Below are 18,573 nucleotides of genomic sequence, written 5' to 3'. Positions count from 1 at the left end.
GCCGTTTCTTCTATTTTACGTAGTCTTTTTTCGATACGATTAACTGCTGTTCTTTGAATTTCGAATCAACTTTTAATTGCAAAAATAGATTGTTTTGTTGAAGAATCTCTTCTCCATCGCTTTTCATTTTTTTATGCTGAAGCTTCATATGACTCGTAATCTTAAAGCGATGTAAAATGGGCGCGTCGTCATCTAAAATACTAACTTGATCATCACCATCAATCATTAACTCCTTGGTTGAAACCATAATCGGAAACTTTGTCTTTGCTTTTGTTGTAAGATCATACAACCATAATAGCGCCGTATTAGCCTTCGTCTCCGTCGTAAATAACACTTGATGTTCATTCAGTAAAAAGATTTCGGCTGCTTCTTTCGGTACGTTCCATCTCTTTTTCGAATGGCGTTGTGGATCATATAAAATGAGGTGATGTTTTGTTCTGTACAAAACCTTTCCATTTCGTTCAGACAAAACGTATACATCCCCTCTTGCTAACGTCTCTTTCTTTTTGCTAGGCAAATGGTAGGTATACATCACCTCTTTACTCTTCTGTTCCCCAGGATCAGTCCACACTACATAATTCTCTGCTAGTACAATACGACCTAAACCTTCAAGCGAGTGACGTGGCGGATCTACTTCGTGTGTTTCGCCTGTATGTACGTTATATGCATAAATCCCCATTGTTCCGCCTTGATCGGCGCCGTCTTGCCAAATAACCCAATCACGATTTGATTGCAAGCTGCTACCCACATATGGGGCGTCGTTTTTTGAGGTGAATAGTTCTTTTATTTTCTTCGTTTTTCAATTATATTGAACAATTTTATTAGGCAACTCGCTGTCAATCGCAGCATTGAAATAGAGGTAATCAGCAGATCCTGCATACGCAAACGTATTGCCAATTGGCAAGGTTACTTTTACCTTATAATCATGATCGATAATTTTTAATGGTCTTTCCGGTGATTCTGCCGTTGATTTCTTACCAAAATAAACAGCTGTAGCGACACTTATGATAATAATAATCAAAGCACCGAGTGCAATCGGCATGTATTTTTTCACTATCAAGATGCCCCCTTATCGGTCAACTATACCACTATTTTACTTTTATGTTATCGTTTGCTATACTCTTGACTTCCTCTAGAGGTAATCAACGTTATACCGATAAAAAACACTATAAAAATCGTACAAATAATGTACATAACCGTAAAGAAAATTGACGCGTCCTTTACAAAGAAAAGTACGGTTAAATATACATAAAACTCCATGATGAAAATCGTTTTAAGCTTATCTTTATTAACCAAGCGAAAGTATCCTAACAGCCATCCGCCTAGTACAATAACGATTTGAATGAGCGTTATATAGTCTGTAAGCTCTACTGAAAACGTAGTGAAAAATGTCATGTATATCGCTACAACAATGAGTCCTAGTCCGAATAGTTTTCCTAAGTTTTTCATGCTTGAGCGTTCCGTTTTTTATGATTACCGGCAATAAAATTCCGCATCCATTCGCGCTCATCCTCACTTGGTTCATGCCCGTACGCCTGCTCATACACCGCTTGCACATCATGAAGTGATTCCGCCTGTCCAACAAGCTCACCGATGGTTAAGATTTCTTGCACAAAAGCGGTAAAATCTTCTTTCGTTTTTGGATGCTGATGTCCGAGAACGTACCAGCGAGCTTCATAGCGTAATAGCTTGTCAACAAGCACCTGAAACGCTTGCAAATCATAGCTCCATTCCCCAGAATAGAAATCTTGATACAGACAATCTCCTACAAATACGATGTGTTCTTGTGGTACATAAACAATGGAAGAATCAGGGGCATGCACACCACCTACATGGTCAATGACAGCGGTAATGCCACCTAAATCAAGCGTCATTGTTTGAGTAAATGTAATATCCGGTACTTTAAGTATTAAATCATCTCGAACAGGCATTTCTTTCTTAATCATTTCACTACAAAAGGAAATTTCCTCTCCTGTAACAACACGTTCATCTAATGAGGCATCGTCCCAGTCTTGCGTTGTCATGATTGCAATTTTTTCCTTCGTTTCAAAATGGCTAATGCTATGGCAATTCATTGTACGAATGCCAAACACATGATCCCAGTGCCAGTGTGTAATTACCACAAATTCAATCGGTGATTGTGTAAGCGCTGTTGCTTGTTCTAAAAAAAGAGAGGCATGAGCAGGTGAATTACCAGCATCTACCGCTATACTATAATTCTCTCCAACAATGAGTCCGAGCGCAGGACGATCCGTCTCCTGTACATGTTCCATATAATACACGCGTGGTGATAATGCTTTTAACATAACAATCCTACTTTCTTTATTCGTAACTCTTTTGTAAACCATTACTATTATATTGATATTTTCAGGAAAAGAATAGTAGAAAAAAGGTGAAAAGAGACCTAGAATTTTGTCGAATTCACCTTTTCTATGAGCATGTACCCGACAAATGTAACAGCGAAATCCCTCGTAATAGCAACTAGTTTCATTATTTTTGGATTTTTATGTCATATTTGTAACATAGATGATATGTAAAGTAAGTTTCCTGTAATAACTTTTTATGCCTTTTTCTGTTAAATTATAACTAGTAGATTACAAGAAAGCAGGCACGTTGAACGAACAAAGTGTCTGACCAAAAAACGGAGGGGTTTTGAAACGATGAAAAAAGGACTAATTGCTTCAATGCTTACAATGAGTTTGGCAGTCACTGGGTTAGTAGGCGGACATTCTGTAGATGCAAAGTATACATATCGAGAAAAAGCAGCAGACATCGGGAAACGCTATATTGGCGTAAAATATAAATGGGGTGGCACATCACCAAGTGGGTTTGATTGCTCCGGATTTGTTGGCTATTCTTTCAAAAAGGCTGGAAAATGGGTACCTCGTACGACAGGAGATTTATACAATAGAGGATCAAGCGTATCAAAATCGAACTTAAAAAAGGGCGACATGGTCTTCTTCCATACATATAAGCGTGGCGCTTCACATGTTGGTATTTATCTTGGAGGTAAAAAGTTCGTTCACGCCGCATCTAACGGCGTACGCGTTGACTCGTTAACAAATAGTTATTGGGGGCCTCGTTTTCTAAAAGGAAAACGCATGTAATAACCAATACCCGCCCTGTACACATAATAAACATAAAGCAGTCGCCATTTTTTTAAAAAAATGGCGACTGCTTTTGTGGTTTGGCTATGCGCATGATTAGCTGGTACCATTACTGGGGCTTGGAGTTGCGGCCGCAACTATAAAGCTCGTTGTAGTGTATGGAGTGCTAACAGTGATGTTGAATCGTTGTTTATCGATCTCAAAAAACAGGTATAGTTCTTTGTAGCAAATGTGGAGGAGATCAAACTGGACGCATTCGTGAAAACAATTGAATCTATACTAACGGATTTACCCTTATTCTTAATACTACTGACTTTTACGGCATTCTATTTTGCAATGCTTTCAATCTATTACTTTAGAATGTATAAACATAATCGAACGGCTAAGTTAGTCACATCCATTCTTTTTTTCTCAATGCGATCTTGACGATTTTCTTTCTAATAAGGATTATTAATCGTAATTTTTATTTTTAATAGTTTCAAATCCATTCATAGGGGCTGATAAGATGAACTTATCAGCCCCTCTAGTTTCTTTTGAGAGTAATAGCGATGCCCAGATGGGTTAGAAAATCGGAATTTAACGTATACGCTAATTTCCTTAGCAAATTCAATATTGGTTTTCATGTGATCAACTCCTTGAGATAACATGAAATGTATATAGCCTAAATATCTTTTTATAGTTTTTATTTAACTGTCAATTTCCTGCCTAACGTTAAAAAAGCGATCTCGAAAAGAGAGATCGCTTTTTTCCTTACGCTTTATAACGCGCATGAAGGTTGTTATGTTTATACGTGCCGCTTTCACTAAATTCGCTTAGCTCCATAGAAAGAGCAAAGCCCCGCGTTTCGTAGAGTGGGGCAAAGTGTTCTTTCATCACCGTGAAAAGTCGTGTACAGACAGCTTGTTTGTCTTGTTCACTGCGACCAGCACCTATTTTTAAATGCGCGTGAACGAAGGCATCACGTTCATTTGTACCGTCTGCGATACAATAATGATGCAAGGGAATGGCGCGTGAGCGAATGCCGCCAACAGGGAATAAATCGTTGCGGGCGACAAGAACCGCATTAATTTTTTGAAGTAAGGCAGGAAAATTGCCTTCGTCAGCAATATTATCTGTATATTCTATAATAAAATGTGGCATTGTTCTCTTCCTTTCCCTACCTAATCATCTTTCAATAGTCGCTTTCGTGGTAGACGTCGTCTCACGCCCGTATGCCTCGTCTCCACTAACGGTGTTCTTCAAGCGTCCAATGCCTTCGATTTCTGTCACCACTTCATCACCGACAGCTGTGTCGACCGTGCCATGCGGTGTCCCTGTTAAAATAAGATCGCCTGCTTGCAGCGTTAGAAAACTACTTAAATAGGAAATAAGATCAGCAATCGTAAAAATCATGTCGCGCGTATTGCCTTCTTGTGTTTTTACGCCATTCACATACGTCGTGATGGCGAGATTCATAGGATCAGCGACATCACTAGCGTCTACAAGCCATGGGCCAAGCGGTGTACAGCCATCGCGATTTTTAACGCGTAAGTTCGGACGATAGTAGTTTTCCAAGTAATCGCGAAACGCATAATCATTAGCCACACTATAGCCGGCTACATAGTCATAAGCCTCTTCTTTCGCAATATCCTTCCCGCTTTTACCGATGACAACCGCTAATTCACATTCATAATGCATGTACGAAACATCTCCCGGCCGCCGCGTAGAGCTGTTATGACCGATTAACGTATTCGGTCCTTTTAAAAAGACAAGCGGCTCTTTCGGAGCTTGAAACGCAAGCTCAGACGCATGATCGGCATAATTTAAACCGAGCGCAAAAATCGTGCCTGGAATAACTGGTGGCAGCCACACCACCTCATCACTTGCAACATAGCGACCGTCGTCTAACTGTAGTCGGCCATCGCTTGCCTCACTTGCTTCATGAATTATGCCATCGTAAGCAACACGTGCTTTTTTCATCGAGCGTCGCCTCCTATCTTTTGCGGTACAATATGATTTTCCAACGAACCAATACCAGCAATGTCAATGCATACCGCATCGCCGACAACAGCTCGGGGCGCGTTTTCTGGAATGCCAACAAGCAACAGATCACCTGCTTCTAGCGTCATGAATTCTGTAATATCAGCAATGAGCGCTGGAATCGAGCGAACGAGCTGTGACGTGTTCGTTTCCATGCGCCGTTCGCCGTTAATACTAACAGCAATCGTTACATCCTCTACGTTCGGTAGCGCGGCTGCCTCGACCATCCACGGACCAATCGCACAAAAGCCATCACGCGCTTTTTGCGCGACTGCCGGCCGGTACACACTATCATGCGGAATGCTCACATCATTGACGATCGTATAGCCAGCCACATAGTGTAACGCCTCTTGTTGCGGGACATGGGTGGCGCGTTTGCCAATGATTACGCCAAGCGTTGCCCCCATTTCCAGTTCAGTTACCGAGGCTGGCATTTCGATGGGACAGCGATGACTATTAATTGTATTTCTCGGTTTTATATAGAGAACAGGCGCCTTTGGTGGTGCTTTATACGGTGCCTCGTGCATCGCCTCGCCTAAAGCCGCAAGCACCCCTTTATAATTTAACGCCACGCCATAAATGGTGTTTACGAGTGGCGCTTCAACCTCTAGCTCTTGAAGTGTTTTCGTTTCTCCATGAATCGTAATTCCCTCTTCATGAAGCATTCCTGACAGCATTTGTTGCTGTCCTTTTACTTTCACTTGTACCATTTCCTACACCTACCTTGTTAGTTTTAATGATGAATGCCTTTAACATCACTACCGGTCGTTGATTTCACTAGCATTTCTTCAAAATTGCCACGTTCACTGCGCTTTCTTGCTACGATTGTTCCAACATAGGCTCCTAAAAAGCCAAGCGGAATTGAAACAATTCCTGGTGAACTTAGTGGAAAGAGAGGTTGTCCGACAAACAGCGCTTTACCGACTTCTGGATTCCATACGTTCGGACTGAGTGCCACGAGAAGCATCGTTCCGACTAAGCCGACGAGCATCCCAGTAACCGCACCTGCGACGTTAAACTTTTTCCAATACACCGTCAGCAGAATGACGGGTAAATTCGAGCTTGCTGCCACCGTTAGTGCAAGGGAAGCAAGAAACGCCACATTTACTTTTTGTACGAATAACGCCAGTACGATAGAAAGCACGGTAATGCCAATGGAAGCGAGACGCGCCATTCTCATCTGTTCTTTTTCTGTCGCTTTACCACCTTTGATCATTTCATTGTAAAAATCGTGCGAAAAAGACGTAGCCCCAGTAAGGACAATGCCGGCTACGACGGCTAAAATCGTTGCAAAGGACACGGCAGAAATGACAGCAAATAGCGTATCACCGCCAAGTATTTTAGCGAGTAGAGGGGCTGCCATATTGCCAGCTGGATTGGCTTTCATAATGTTTTGGAAACCGACGAATTTTGCTGCCGCAAAGCCGAGGAAAATTACCATCACATAAAAAAGGCCAATAATCCAAATCGAATAGACAACAGATTTACGAGCAACTTTTGCATTAGGTACGGTTAAAAAGCGGCTCAAGACGTGCGGTAAGCCGGCTGTTCCGAGCACAAGTCCAAGCGTGAGCGAAAAGGCATCAAGACCGTTCGTATACTTCGCGCCAGGTTGTAAATACGCACCCTGTAGCGGTGTTGCACTCTTCATATCTGTGAAAATCTGAAACACGTTGTAATGAAATTTTCCCATAACGAGCAAAAATACAACGACCGTACCTCCAAGCAATAAAAAGGCTTTCGTAATTTGTACCCAGCTCGTTGCCGTCATGCCGCCAAATAGCACGAACGTTAACATCACAATACCAACGATTACGACCGACAGCTCGTACGGAATGCCTAACAACAATTTAAACAGCGCACCAGCGGCAACAAGCTGCGCCAGCATATAGAAAACTGAAATCGTTAACGCATTAAAGGCGGTCACACCGCGGACTTTTTTTGCCGCAAAGCGTTCGGCAATCATATCAGCTAACGTATATTTGCCAAGGTTGCGTAGCGGTTCAGCGACTAGCAACAAGACGACTAAATACGAAACGAGCGCGCCATACATTAAAAAGTAACCATCGTAACCGAACAACGCAATCGCGCCAATCAGTCCGAGAAAAGAGGAAGCCGACATAAAGTCACCCGCAATTGCAAAGCCATTTTGCCACGCATTCAAACCACCACCCGCGGTATAAAAAGCACTCGCATTGCGCGTTTTTTTCGAAGCATAGTACGTGATGAGCAACGTAAGAGCAACAATTGCTGCAAAGAGGACAACGACTTTTACATCCATACTTAGCGTCCCCTTCCTACGTCCGTTAGCACACGTTCTGCCATGTCATCAAAAAGCGCAGCCTTTTTCACATACAAGTGACATATGGTGAACGTCATGACAAATTGTGCAAATGCATATAGCCATCCCCATGTAATCGGACCAATTGCAGCGATACGTAGCCAATTCGTATAAAACGCCAGGATTGGTAAGAGCAAAGCAAAACTCATAAAAAAGAGCGTAACCGCAATGGTGAAACGTTTTTTCATGGTCACTAATTCTTGAAAACGTGCCGAAGCTACTATTTCTTGGTAAGGCAGCGTCGACGTCTGCACGTGGCTTTGTTGCATCCCCATACGAAATCCCCCTTATAAAAAAGGGAGCAAGCGCCCCCTCTCCTTTTCTACAACACGAATTCAGGTTTTATTTTTTTCAACGTTGGCTCAGCTGTTGGAATGACTTCGCCGGTTTCAATGTGTAAAAATGGCATCGTTTCATTGAACCAGCTTTCTGGTGCTTTATGGCCCCAGAACGTTTGGCGGCGTGGATCATCTAAGTCCCAACGAATCGGTTTGAAATCCGGATCGCTCGTTAAATAATCGCCGTTATAAAGCTCGATGCGATAGCCATCTGGATCGCGTAAGTATAGGAAGAACGCGTTCGATAGTCCGTGACGGCCAGGTCCGCGCTCAATGCAATCTCCGTAGCCGAGCGAGGCAAGTACATCGCAACAATGAATGATGGCGAGCGGATCGGGTAGCCAAAAGCCGATATGATGCAAATGTGGACCTTCGCCATTCATAAAGGCTTGATCGTGCACACCTTGTTTGCGGTGCAACCAAGCGGCCCAGACGCGATCATCATCGTTAGCTGTATATTCAGAGCATCGGAAACCAAGTGACTTTCGGTAAAAATCATACGCCTTTTCCACATCCGCTACCGCACAGTTCACATGGTCGATGCGTTGAATGCGGGCGCCACGGTATAAGTCGTAGCGCTGCAACATGCGCTCCACGCCTTCCATCTCAGCGAAAAACTCAAGTGGCATGCCAGACACGTCATGCACGCGTAAGGAGCGGCCGAGTGCGCGCTGTGTTCCTTGAGGCATCCATTTTGTTGGCAGTCCTTGCTGTTTAAAAAATGCCTCAAGCGCTTCTAACTGTTCATCTTTTTCTACTTTATAGCCGAGCGCATGCACCCCGAGCGTATCGGCTTTCTTTAGCACAAGGCTATGGTGCGTATGCTCTTCTAATCCGCGCAAATACAAGTGTTCGTCATCACGCTCTGTTTCAATGAAACCAAGGGCATCGACATAAAAAGCACGCGAACGCTCTAAATCTTTTACATTAATCACCGTTCGTGCAATTCGAATAATATTAAAATCCATGCTCGCCAAGCCTCCTCACGTTTTTATACGTTTTTTGCTAGCTCTTCACTGCGATCTAAAAACTCCTTCACGCGATCCACGTACACTTGTTTGTCGTAGCCGTTGTAAAGCGCTCCTGCCATGCGCACAGGATCGCCGAAGAAAAAGCGCTCATACAGCGTTTGCCGAGAACCGAAAGCACTCATGCATACATCCCAAGCAAGACGATAGAGCTTCACGCGGTTATACGCATCACCATTGGCAGCTTGTAAGTATTTATCTAAATCAGGACGCAGCGCTGAATGGAAATCAGCTTCGTTTGGAATGGCCATAAGTCCACTCGCGCCAAGCTGTTGCATAATTTCAGAGAAACGCGGATAAATTTTTGGATAATAGTTACGCGCAATATTTAGCGGCGTAAAATCTGGCGTCATAATGCCCCACTGATCAAGCTTCGCATTCGCCTCGGCAGCTGTTACAAACGATTTAACGGTTTCTAGTGCGACGATTACTTCTGACATTTTTTCTTGAACATGTTGAAATTGACCGATGTTAATCGTCTCAACCATTAATTGTAGAATGCCGAGAATGAATTCAGTCTTGGCGATATTTTTTGAAACGACTTGATGCGTCATATGAACGACCGCATTGCTTTCGTTATACGCACGATTACACACTTCAACGTCTGCTAGCGCAAACACCCGGTCCCACGGCACAACTACATCGTCAAACACGACGATCGTATCCATTTCTTCAAAACGCGAGCCGAGCGGATGATCAAACGCGGATTTGCCATAATCAAAAGACTCCCGACAAATGAACTTCAAGCCTTTTGTATTGTTCGGAATGGAGAAGGCGTAGGCATACGGATTTTCCTCATCAGATTGCTTGAGCAACGTGGATGGAAACACCATAATTTCATCTGTAATGCCGCCTTGCGTTGCCAGTAAACGGGCACCACGAATGACGACACCTTCTGACGTTTTTTCAACAATTCGAGCCGCAATATACGGATCTGGCAATTGTGCGGCATTTACGCCTCGATTTACTTGAGGTTGGATGAGCGTATGCGTAAGCGATAGATCATTTTCACGACAATACGCATAATACGCTTCCATATTTTTTCCGTAAAAAGGATCTTGCGTCGCAAACATATTCGAGGCTGCGCCATACGCCATCATGCCGGAGTTAATATAATCTGGGGAGCGCCCCATCATGCCGCCGTTATGCTTCGCCCATTCGTACATCATCAAGCGCCGCTTTTCTAAATCTTCACGACTGCGCGGCTGTAAAAAAGATGTTCCGACGCGGTCTCCACTGGTTGGGGAAACGTACGTCATTAAATCCCGTTTCTTCGGATCATGTTGCATATCATAGAGCTCGCCTTGTGTTTTCATAACCCCACTAAAGGCTGGATGCTCTGAAATGTTCCCTGTTACCGCCTCGCCATTGATCCAGACGTTTGCTTTCGCTTCATTCACACGATTTATATACTCTTGTCCTGTTTTTGCTGGCATCGGTCTCTCTCCTTGTTAGCTTTTTTTCTTACCGAATTGCGGAATATGATGTTCACCAATTGCAACGTGAATCACTTTTGCTTCTGTATAAAATTCAAAGGCATAATGACCACCCTCGCGACCGATCCCACTGTCTTTCGTGCCGCCAAATGGGATGCGTAAATCACGCACATTTTGCGCATTTACCCAGAGCATGCCTGCTTCTACCGCTTGAGCCACGCGATGACCGCGCTTCAAATCATTCGTCCACACATACCCCGCCAAGCCATAGCGCACGTCATTTGCTACAGCAATGGCTTCCTCTTCGTCTTCAAACTCAATAACCGCCATTACCGGACCGAAAATTTCTTCCTGACAAACACGCATCTCGTTGCGTGCATTTAAAAGCAGCGTCGGTGGAATGAAGTTTCCTGCCTTCATATTCTCAGGTACGGTCCCTTGAATGACCTCGCAGCCTTCTTCTTTTGCAAGCTCAATGTAGTGCTTTACTTTTTCATAGTGCGCTTGTTCAATGAGCGGACCAAGCTGCGTACTGGCGTCTAACGGATCGCCAATCGTAATGTTCATCACCCGTTCTTTCAGTGCTTCGACAAAACGGTCTTTTATGTTTTTATGCAACAAAACACGCGAGTTAGCGGTACAACGCTCACCGTTAAACGAAAAAATGCCCCAAACAGCCGCATCGAGTGCACGGTCAAAATCAGCATCATCAAACACAATGAGTGGCGATTTGCCACCAAGCTCCATTGATGTTTTTTTCAGAGAATCCGCTGCATTTTTAATAATAAGAGAGCCCGTTGTCGTTTCTCCCGTAAATGAAATCGCCTGCACCTCTTTATGCGCAACGAGCGCTGCCCCGGCACGTTCACCCATCCCATGAACGACGTTAAACACGCCATTTGGTAGCTGTGCTTTATGAATAATTTCGGCTAACTTATTCGCGGTAAGCGGTGATAATTCAGCGGGCTTTAACACGACCGTATTCCCGGTAGCGAGCGCTGGCGCCACTTTCCACGTCTCTAGCATAAAGGGAGCGTTCCACGGCGTAATTAATCCAACAACGCCAACCGGCTTATATACCGTATAGTTAATAAATTCATGGTCGACAGGATACGATTCGCCATGTAGCTTCGTTTGCACCATGCGTGCGTAAAAACGGAAGTTCTCGGCTGCACGCGCCGTCATTTTACGCGTTTGTGCAATCGGTAATCCGGTATCAAGCGCTTCTAGATAAGCGATTTCTTCAATTTCTTCGTCAATTAAATCGGCAATTTTATGAATATAGGTCATGCGCTCGTCGACTTTCATCGAGCCCCACGGTCCCTTTTTAAAAGCGGCCTTTGCACAAGCAACCGCTTTTTCAATATCCGCTTCCGTTCCTTCTGCTACTTCGCCGAGCAGTTCATTTGTATACGGACTACGATTGACGAACGTACCACCTTGTTCGGCCGCTACGAACGCACCGTCAATGTACAACAAAACATCGTCTACCTTTTGATGACTTCGCATATTCTCAACATTCGTTGATGGCATTGCCATGACGTTCACTCCTTTTTAGTTAGATGTAACACTCGTGCTTGGAAGATCAACGTACGTTTGTAATACCTCACGAATTTCCTGCTGTAAGGCTTCTGTTGGCAAGTCCATCGGCAAGCGAAGCACCGGCTTGATTTTCCCCATCATGCCAAGCGCTGCTTTTAATGGTGCAGGGTTCGTATCTTTAAATAACACGTCATTTAGTGGCATCAGTTCGTAGTGAAGCTCAAGCGCACGGTCGTGATTGCCTGCCGCATACGCATCGTATACTTCCGCGACTTTTTTCGGCTCCACGTTAGCTGTCGCTGAAATGTAGCCTGCTCCACCAATCGCAAGCATCGGATAACATAGCAATTCAATGCCTGAATAGAGTAGAAAATCTCTTCCACACTCCAACAGAACACGATTCACATGCTCAAAATCTTTATTTGATTCTTTGACACCGATAATGTTCGGACAATCGTTATGCAAACGAGCGAGCGTTTTTGGTTCCATATTCACGCCCGTGCGCCCTGGAATGTTATACACAATGATTGGAATAGAAACAGCATCCGCAACTGCTTTAAAGTGTTTATACAGCGCATGCTGCGACGGCTTATTATAGTAAGGAACGATGACCATGGCAGCATCAACGCCCATCTCTTCTGCTTTTTTCGTTAAATAAATCGTTTCATCATGATTCGTTGAGCCCGTTCCAGGTACGAACGGCACGCGACCACCTACTGCTTTCATTGCGACTTCCATCACTTGAACACGCTCTTCTACCGTCAGCGAGCTTGGTTCACCGGTTGTACCTGTTACAGAAATTCCGTGCGTACCGCTTTCGATATGCCAGTGAATGAGACGCTCTAACGTTTCAAAATCAACGGAACCGCTTTCATAAAATGGGGTAATAATCGGCGCAATCGAACCTCGTAAACGTTTTTTTATTGATGTAAAATCAGACATGATTAGCACTCCTTTTTTGAGAGTATTCAGAATTCTATCCACAAATTAACGTTATCACATGCTATACTATATGGAAAATACTTAAAACGTTGGTTCCCTATACGAAAAAGATATAACGAAAAGGGGTTTTCCTTGTGGATATGAAACAGCTTCGTTACTTTGCCGCGATCGCCGAAGAAGGTCAGATTACCCGTGCCGCAAAACGTCTCAACATGGCCCAACCACCGCTAAGTCAGCAGCTAAAGTCACTTGAACAAGAACTCGGTGTACTCCTATTAGAACGCAATGGAAAAAATATGGACTTAACGGTCCCAGGAAAAGTTCTTTATAAAAAAGCGCAAAGTATCCTACAAACAATGGAAGAAACGATTTTAGAAGTAAGAGAAGTTGGTGAAGGTTTAAAAGGAGAATTAGCGCTCGGTGTCGTCAAAACGTGCTTTTCCTACATTCCCGATCGCCTTCGTCACTTTCGTACCCAATATAAAGACGTCACCTTCCGTCTACATGAAGGCGACTCGTATCGTCTCGCGCAATTACTACAGCAACGTGAGATTGAGATGGCGTTAATTCGTCTCCCACTCGATTCCCTACAAGACTATGCATCTCATGAACTACCTCCCGATCATTTCGTCGTCGTTACGAATCATTCACCATCAACTGTGACAAGCATGCCACTTAGCGAAGTAGCGCGCATGCCTCTTATGCTACTGCACCGGATCAGCGGCGTCGGTCTCTATGAGCTCGTCTTAAATGAATGTCACAAACAAGGCTATACGCCGCACGTTGTCTGTCAATGTGCTGACGCGACGATGCTCCTTTCCCTCGTACGCGCCGGAGTCGGAGCCGCACTTCTACCTAGTTCAACACTACAAGCCTTTCCAAGCCAAGACTTAACCGTATACGAATTAGAAGATTGCCAAATTCAATCACGCGCTGCCCTCATCTGGCAGAAAGACCGCTACTTATCAAAAGCAGCGAAGAAATTTATGACGTTATTTGAGAATGTGGTGGTGTGATTAGGATGATTGAGTCGGGTGTTGAGGGTGTGTGCGATATCGGGGAGGATGCGCGTGGATTAGGAAGACTGCGCGTGAATCAGGGGACTGCGCGTGAATCAAAATTTCATGCCTAGTTAAGAGACTTTTGCGTAAAAATATAATCATTTGCTCTTATTTTGATGAAATTTATACGTAATTAGAAGATTACTTCCTTATTTAATGACTTTTGCAGGTGCGATTTCGGGGTTTGCGCGCGAATCGAGGGGCTCTGCGCGCGAATCGAGGGGCTCTGCGCGCGATTCAGTGGCTTCTGCGCGCGAATCGAAGGGCTCTGCGCGCGATTCAGTGGCTTCTGCGCGCGAATCAAAATTTTGTGCTTAGTTAGGAAACGTTTACGAAAAATTTAAAATAGTCATTTGCTCTTATTTTGATGAAATTTATACGTAATAATAAGATTGCTACCTCGATAGATGACTTTTGCATGTAATTTAGGTATTTCGGGTGCTGCAACGATTTAAGAGGAAGATCTGCACGCAAGTACTTGTTCTACACTACGCTTATCTTACTTCAACACAAAACACAATGTTACTTAACCTAGGCACTAAAAAAAGCCTTATAACAAGGCTTTTTTCGATGTTATTGGAGCTTTTTGTAATAAGCAATTTCTAGTATTCCCTTTAGCCCTTTACTTCTTTTGGAAATAAAAGTGGTCCAAAATGTTTCTTCAATTGCTCTGGTGAATAACTTCCAAGGTCAAAACTCCCCCAACAGCCATCATCAGTTAATTTATCCCACGATAGCATTTCCTCTTTTCTAAACCGAAAATCAAACGTGCGTGAACATTTACCGCCCGCTCTTCGTATGCTCTCGCTGTAACCACTCTGATTTCAGTAACCCGTACACAACAATATCTACATAATGATCATACAGCCATTCTTCTTGACGAATGGTTCCTTCTTGCACGAAGCCAAGGCGTTCGGGAACATTTCGACTTTTCTTATTTTCAACGGCCGCTCGAATTTCTACCTTATCAACATTGCCGCCTAAAAAGGCATAATTCGTTAGTGCCTGCGACGCTTTTGTAACGATGCCGTTCCCCGTAAAGGCTGGTGCAATCCAGTAGCCAATGGAGGCTGTTTGATTAAAGCTAAAAGGATAGCGTAAGGTGCATACTCCAGCCGGTTGTCCTTTAGAAAGCATTAATGTTGTTACGCTTTGTTGCTTGCTATAGCTAACGAGTGAGCTTTCAATAAATTCTTTCGTATGCTGTAGCTCTGTATTGTAATCGAGCCATGGCAGCCATTCTCTTAAATGAGCTCGTGAATCTTGTATGAGCGCAAATAACGCTTCTGCATCATGATGATCAATTAATTTTAGCGAAACATTTTCATCTACTTTCCATTCAAACACTACGTTCACTCTCCCCTTTTATAGACCCGTTACCTGGCAAGCTTGCTACTTCTTCTGGTTGACTCCAAAATACATGCATCTTCACGTCCTGACCCATGCCCGCAAAACGACCGAGACAATTTTCTGCACATCATAGCGCTCGTGAAACATTTCTTGCGATCCAACGACCATCATTTTGGTTATTTTTACTATATTAGCAGAAAATAGGGATAATGCAATATTAGTGAGTATCTTAACCCTTGGGTAATCGACTATACTTCCTCTGTTAAACACTATAGTTTCATGAAAGTAAAATATGGTTTAAATGTTATATTTTGAGGGAATATGACTCTCGTCGATAAAATACTAGCATTTGTGTGGTTAACAGAGTATTTAATAAAGCAAAAGAATCCTTATTAGCTATTTTCAAAAATTATTCCCGATCGGCTACTGAACGTGTTACTTTCATTTTTGCTTTTTCATATATGTTAGGTGATGCTAATGGTATCGCATGTGCAGCAAAATTAAGAGAATTTTTTCATTAGACAATACTATAAAAAGAGGCGTAGAGCATATGAAATTATATCAAAAAATCTTAATGAGCCTTTTAACGGGTATAGGATTTATAGTTTTAGAGCTTACTTTCCAGTCAATTACTGGCTTATTCGGAAAAACATATGTTGGCACGACTCACTATATTCGTTTTGCTATAGAACTATCTATTATGATGTTCATAGTATTACTTTTAAAAAAATAAGACTATGAACTGGAAAATAGAGTGATAAATGTATTCAAACGCTCTAAGCATTGAATCCGATCTAAACCTGCTCATGAAAATGCAGCTAGATCTTCAGCTGTAAACTCTGCTTATATTACGGCAATCGTAGTGATTAACAGGTTCAAATTGATAGGAGCTGATGAAATCATCTCACTAGCCCCTCTTTGTACGTTCATTCCAACGTTCGTTTCTACCTCTTGAAATGCTTCACTAGTTACCTGCTTCTAGTACTCTGATTGAGGCTGACAGGAAATGTGCGGTGTAATCATCAAAAAAAAAGACTACTTAAACAGTTGTTTAAATAGCCTCTTCTCCTCACTTTTGATAGTGCTCTTCTTGATAAAAAAAGTTCGGTTTCTTAACTTCATCTTTATATGATTGATGGAAAATGTGGGTGGTGGCTGGTGACATTGGTGGGATGAGCCATGGCCAGTAGCCGGTAATCTCACGCCCGTGATCTTGTTCGATTTCTTCAAATTTCTTAAACTGTTGCGCAGCGGTATGATGATCGACGATGCTGACGCCTGCTTTTTTATAGGAATAGAGCACCGCTTCATTTAGTTCTACGAGCGCACGATCACGCCATAAGGACGCTAGTTTTGTGACATCGAGACCCATTCTTTCCCCAATGACCGGTAGCATGTTGTACCGCGCTTCATCCGCAAAATTTCGTGCACCAATTTCCGTTCCCATATACCAGCCATTAAACGGAGCGGCCGGAAACTCAATACCACCAATTTCTAATTTCATACTTGAAATAATCGGCACAGCGTACCATTTTAATGCTAGATCTGTAAACCATGAAAACGTTGGATGCTCTAGATCCACTTCAACGACCAGCTCCGGCGGCACGTCAAACCACGTAGGTTCTTCACCGTCTATTTGAAAAACAATCGGCAACACGTCAAACGCACCAAAGCGCGGCTCCCAGCCAAGCTTTCGACACTCGTTCGTAAAAGCGATTGAATCTGGATCACCAATAACGCCATCCGTTGTTTCATAGCCGGCATAGCGAATAAGCTGGTGGTTCCAGATGCGTACACCTTGCTCTGGAAAAACCGAAATAACCGGACGAATGCGCCCTTCATTCGTGGCAAAAGCAATGTGCGAGAGCAACGCTTCCTTTACCTCACCTCGTGTGCGAACATGACGGTGATCAAACACGTGTAAACTTTGCCAAAACAACCGCCCAATACAGCGATTGCTATTGCGCCACGCAAGCTTTGCGCCATAGGTTAGCTCTTCTTCTGTTAATTCATACGTGCCTGTTGCTTTTATGTCAGACGCAACTTCTTCTAACCGCTGCGCCTTTTCCTCATCTGAACGATTCAATTCGTCATACATGATCGTAATAAATTGTTCTGCTTCGTGTACTAACAACCAAACGTCCCCCTGTACCTTCTACTAAAATAGAGCTTCTATTCTAGTGTATCCAATTGCTTCATTATATCACCAGGTAGGGGTACAAACGCAAAGCACAAAATTTTGAACAATGCAATGACACTATGGGTGCTGGAAATAGTGTACAATACATGAGGATGTGTTTGTTACAGCAGGAGGAATACTATGACCTATACGTATGCTATTAGCCATGTTATTTGGATTGCCCTCGCAATGTCTGGCGTTTTTTACATCATACTGCGTTATTTACAAGCCATTGAAAAACCCGATCACCCACTTGAGGGAATCGCTTATGTATTCTTAATTGGTATACCACTCATGATCATCGTTTTAGTATATGCGCTGACAATGGCGCTGCTTGCATATGGTGTCAACAAATGGCACGATGGCTTTATTCACTATCGCGACTGGAAAGAACTATACATCTTTTCACTAGGCGCCGTTATACTAGCTGGATTTTTTGAACTATGTTTGTCGTTTTTAGCTTTTCAAGTAAGACGGTTTGTAGCCCTATCTTCTACACTATTTAAAGTACTTCAATTGTGTTTAGATGCGCTCGCAGCCTATGTAGCGCTACGGATCGTTCTCAGTCAATCATTTTTAAATGTATCACTTCAAGAACATGGCGAGTTTTTATTAGCGTTCTTACTTGCCATCATCTACTTTTTATTCGAAACAGGCCCATCCATCTTTAAGAGCAAAAAGAAAAAGCAATAAAGCTACGAGCGTGCTTTATTGCTTCTTTTTATCTTCACTTCTATGCTATTTCTTGTCTCCCTTTTTTGCTTCAATCTCTCCCAATTGCAAATCATGTTGGAGAATTATTGCCACGAGCGGGTCATATTTCACATCTTTACAGCCGGTTGCACTTATAGTTGAATCATTAATTGCTATCCCCTTACAATCATACGTCTTTCCATGAATATTGTATTTACTATCATCTTTAAACTTCAGACGTTTCCCATCGAATGTAAGTGAATTGTGATAGATGGTGGCATCTGTATCTTCTATGTCAATTGTGAGCGATGCTTTTTTCTGCTGCTTTACATCGTCTCTAAATTTAAAAATCTTTTCGACATGCTTCCCTGGACTTGCATTGATATTTGTAGCATTCACTTTTACGTACACATCGCCCTTTTTTTGCGGTGATCCTGAACTCGATTCGCTTGAACACCCGACAGTCAACAGTACACAACCTACCATCATTCCTAAGCTTGCTAACCTTTTCACTAAAAAAGCCCCCTAAAAATATAA

Annotated in this window: 21 protein-coding genes; 4 read left to right on the top strand and 17 right to left on the bottom strand. The window is 43.0% G+C overall.

Going from position 1 to position 18,573, the window contains the following annotated elements; genetic code table 11:
* Positions 1-10: 10 nt before the first annotated feature.
* The 4 genes from A374_RS16170 to A374_RS16155 form a co-directional block, all read right to left on the bottom strand.
* Positions 11-736: a hypothetical protein gene (locus A374_RS16170; protein WP_007203312.1), complete on the bottom strand. Its 726-nt coding sequence runs from the start codon at positions 734-736 to the stop codon at positions 11-13.
* A 63-nt stretch (positions 737-799) separates the two neighbouring features.
* Entirely contained in the window at positions 800-1,054 is a 255-nt protein-coding gene (locus A374_RS16165; protein ID WP_007203311.1) for a hypothetical protein, read from the bottom strand.
* Between the two features lie 50 nt (positions 1,055-1,104).
* Entirely contained in the window at positions 1,105-1,449 is a 345-nt protein-coding gene (locus A374_RS16160; protein WP_007203310.1) for a hypothetical protein, read from the bottom strand.
* A complete protein-coding gene (locus tag A374_RS16155; protein ID WP_007203309.1) occupies positions 1,446-2,306 on the bottom strand; it encodes an MBL fold metallo-hydrolase in 861 nt (286 codons plus the stop codon). Before A374_RS16155 ends, A374_RS16160 begins: the two co-directional genes overlap by 4 nt.
* Before the next feature lie 354 nt (positions 2,307-2,660).
* Between A374_RS16155 and A374_RS16150 the strand changes: the two genes are divergently transcribed.
* Positions 2,661-3,107: a C40 family peptidase gene (locus A374_RS16150; RefSeq protein ID WP_007203308.1), complete on the top strand. Its 447-nt coding sequence runs from the start codon at positions 2,661-2,663 to the stop codon at positions 3,105-3,107.
* 750 nt (positions 3,108-3,857) lie between these two features.
* Here A374_RS16150 and A374_RS16145 read toward each other — a convergent pair.
* Genes A374_RS16145 through hpaI form a run of 9 tightly spaced genes read right to left on the bottom strand, consistent with a single transcriptional unit; the run spans position 3,858 to position 12,753 of the window.
* Positions 3,858-4,247 (bottom strand): 5-carboxymethyl-2-hydroxymuconate Delta-isomerase, encoded by a 390-nt coding sequence (locus tag A374_RS16145; RefSeq protein WP_007203307.1) that lies wholly within the window; start codon positions 4,245-4,247, stop codon positions 3,858-3,860.
* A 24-nt stretch (positions 4,248-4,271) separates the two neighbouring features.
* Positions 4,272-5,066 carry a fumarylacetoacetate hydrolase family protein gene (locus A374_RS16140; RefSeq protein WP_007203306.1) on the bottom strand — a complete coding sequence of 265 codons (795 nt, stop codon included), beginning with the start codon at positions 5,064-5,066 and terminating at the stop codon, positions 4,272-4,274.
* On the bottom strand, positions 5,063-5,836 hold the full coding sequence (locus tag A374_RS16135; protein ID WP_007203305.1) for a fumarylacetoacetate hydrolase family protein: 774 nt from the start codon (positions 5,834-5,836) through the stop codon (positions 5,063-5,065). Before A374_RS16135 ends, A374_RS16140 begins: the two co-directional genes overlap by 4 nt.
* A gap of 23 nt (positions 5,837-5,859) precedes the next feature.
* Positions 5,860-7,407 carry a solute symporter family protein gene (locus A374_RS16130; RefSeq protein WP_007203304.1) on the bottom strand — a complete coding sequence of 516 codons (1,548 nt, stop codon included), beginning with the start codon at positions 7,405-7,407 and terminating at the stop codon, positions 5,860-5,862.
* Between the two features lie 2 nt (positions 7,408-7,409).
* Positions 7,410-7,742: a DUF485 domain-containing protein gene (locus A374_RS16125; protein ID WP_007203303.1), complete on the bottom strand. Its 333-nt coding sequence runs from the start codon at positions 7,740-7,742 to the stop codon at positions 7,410-7,412.
* A 47-nt stretch (positions 7,743-7,789) separates the two neighbouring features.
* Positions 7,790-8,773, bottom strand: a complete 984-nt coding sequence (gene hpaD / locus A374_RS16120) for a 3,4-dihydroxyphenylacetate 2,3-dioxygenase (protein WP_007203302.1) — start codon at positions 8,771-8,773, stop codon at positions 7,790-7,792.
* Between the two features lie 23 nt (positions 8,774-8,796).
* A complete protein-coding gene (gene hpaB, locus A374_RS16115; RefSeq protein ID WP_007203301.1) occupies positions 8,797-10,269 on the bottom strand; it encodes a 4-hydroxyphenylacetate 3-monooxygenase, oxygenase component in 1,473 nt (490 codons plus the stop codon).
* A 15-nt stretch (positions 10,270-10,284) separates the two neighbouring features.
* The gene (gene hpaE, locus A374_RS16110) at positions 10,285-11,808 is read right to left on the bottom strand and encodes a 5-carboxymethyl-2-hydroxymuconate semialdehyde dehydrogenase (RefSeq protein ID WP_007203300.1); all 1,524 of its coding nucleotides are present in this window, start codon (positions 11,806-11,808) and stop codon (positions 10,285-10,287) included.
* Between the two features lie 15 nt (positions 11,809-11,823).
* Positions 11,824-12,753, bottom strand: a complete 930-nt coding sequence (gene hpaI, locus A374_RS16105; protein ID WP_007203299.1) for a 2,4-dihydroxyhept-2-ene-1,7-dioic acid aldolase — start codon at positions 12,751-12,753, stop codon at positions 11,824-11,826.
* A gap of 140 nt (positions 12,754-12,893) precedes the next feature.
* On the opposite strand from hpaI, the gene A374_RS16100 reads away from it, so the two are divergent.
* Positions 12,894-13,769: a LysR substrate-binding domain-containing protein gene (locus A374_RS16100; protein WP_040340683.1), complete on the top strand. Its 876-nt coding sequence runs from the start codon at positions 12,894-12,896 to the stop codon at positions 13,767-13,769.
* Between the two features lie 659 nt (positions 13,770-14,428).
* Here the strand turns inward: A374_RS16100 and A374_RS21320 are convergent.
* Positions 14,429-14,554 carry a hypothetical protein gene (locus A374_RS21320; RefSeq protein ID WP_274517060.1) on the bottom strand — a complete coding sequence of 42 codons (126 nt, stop codon included), beginning with the start codon at positions 14,552-14,554 and terminating at the stop codon, positions 14,429-14,431.
* 40 nt (positions 14,555-14,594) lie between these two features.
* Positions 14,595-15,161, bottom strand: coding sequence for a GNAT family N-acetyltransferase (locus A374_RS16095; RefSeq protein ID WP_007203297.1), 567 nt, complete (start codon positions 15,159-15,161; stop codon positions 14,595-14,597).
* 553 nt (positions 15,162-15,714) lie between these two features.
* Between A374_RS16095 and A374_RS16090 the strand changes: the two genes are divergently transcribed.
* Entirely contained in the window at positions 15,715-15,897 is a 183-nt protein-coding gene (locus tag A374_RS16090) for a hypothetical protein (RefSeq protein WP_040340668.1), read from the top strand.
* Positions 15,898-16,233: 336 nt separating this feature from the next.
* Here A374_RS16090 and A374_RS16085 read toward each other — a convergent pair whose 3' ends face one another.
* Positions 16,234-17,298: a nitric oxide synthase oxygenase gene (locus A374_RS16085; RefSeq protein ID WP_007203295.1), complete on the bottom strand. Its 1,065-nt coding sequence runs from the start codon at positions 17,296-17,298 to the stop codon at positions 16,234-16,236.
* A 186-nt stretch (positions 17,299-17,484) separates the two neighbouring features.
* Here A374_RS16085 and A374_RS16080 point away from each other — a divergent pair, with 186 nt between their 5' ends.
* Positions 17,485-18,036: a hypothetical protein gene (locus A374_RS16080; RefSeq protein ID WP_007203294.1), complete on the top strand. Its 552-nt coding sequence runs from the start codon at positions 17,485-17,487 to the stop codon at positions 18,034-18,036.
* A gap of 45 nt (positions 18,037-18,081) precedes the next feature.
* Here A374_RS16080 and A374_RS16075 read toward each other — a convergent pair whose 3' ends face one another.
* Entirely contained in the window at positions 18,082-18,549 is a 468-nt protein-coding gene (locus A374_RS16075) for a hypothetical protein (protein ID WP_007203293.1), read from the bottom strand.
* Between the last annotated feature and the right edge of the window lie 24 nt (positions 18,550-18,573).

This window comes from Fictibacillus macauensis ZFHKF-1 (assembly GCF_000269865.1).
Taxonomy (GTDB): Bacteria; Bacillota; Bacilli; order Bacillales; family Fictibacillaceae; genus Fictibacillus_C; species Fictibacillus_C macauensis.
Note: the sequence above shows the minus strand (reverse complement) of the source record. Positions and strands in the feature narration are given on the sequence as shown.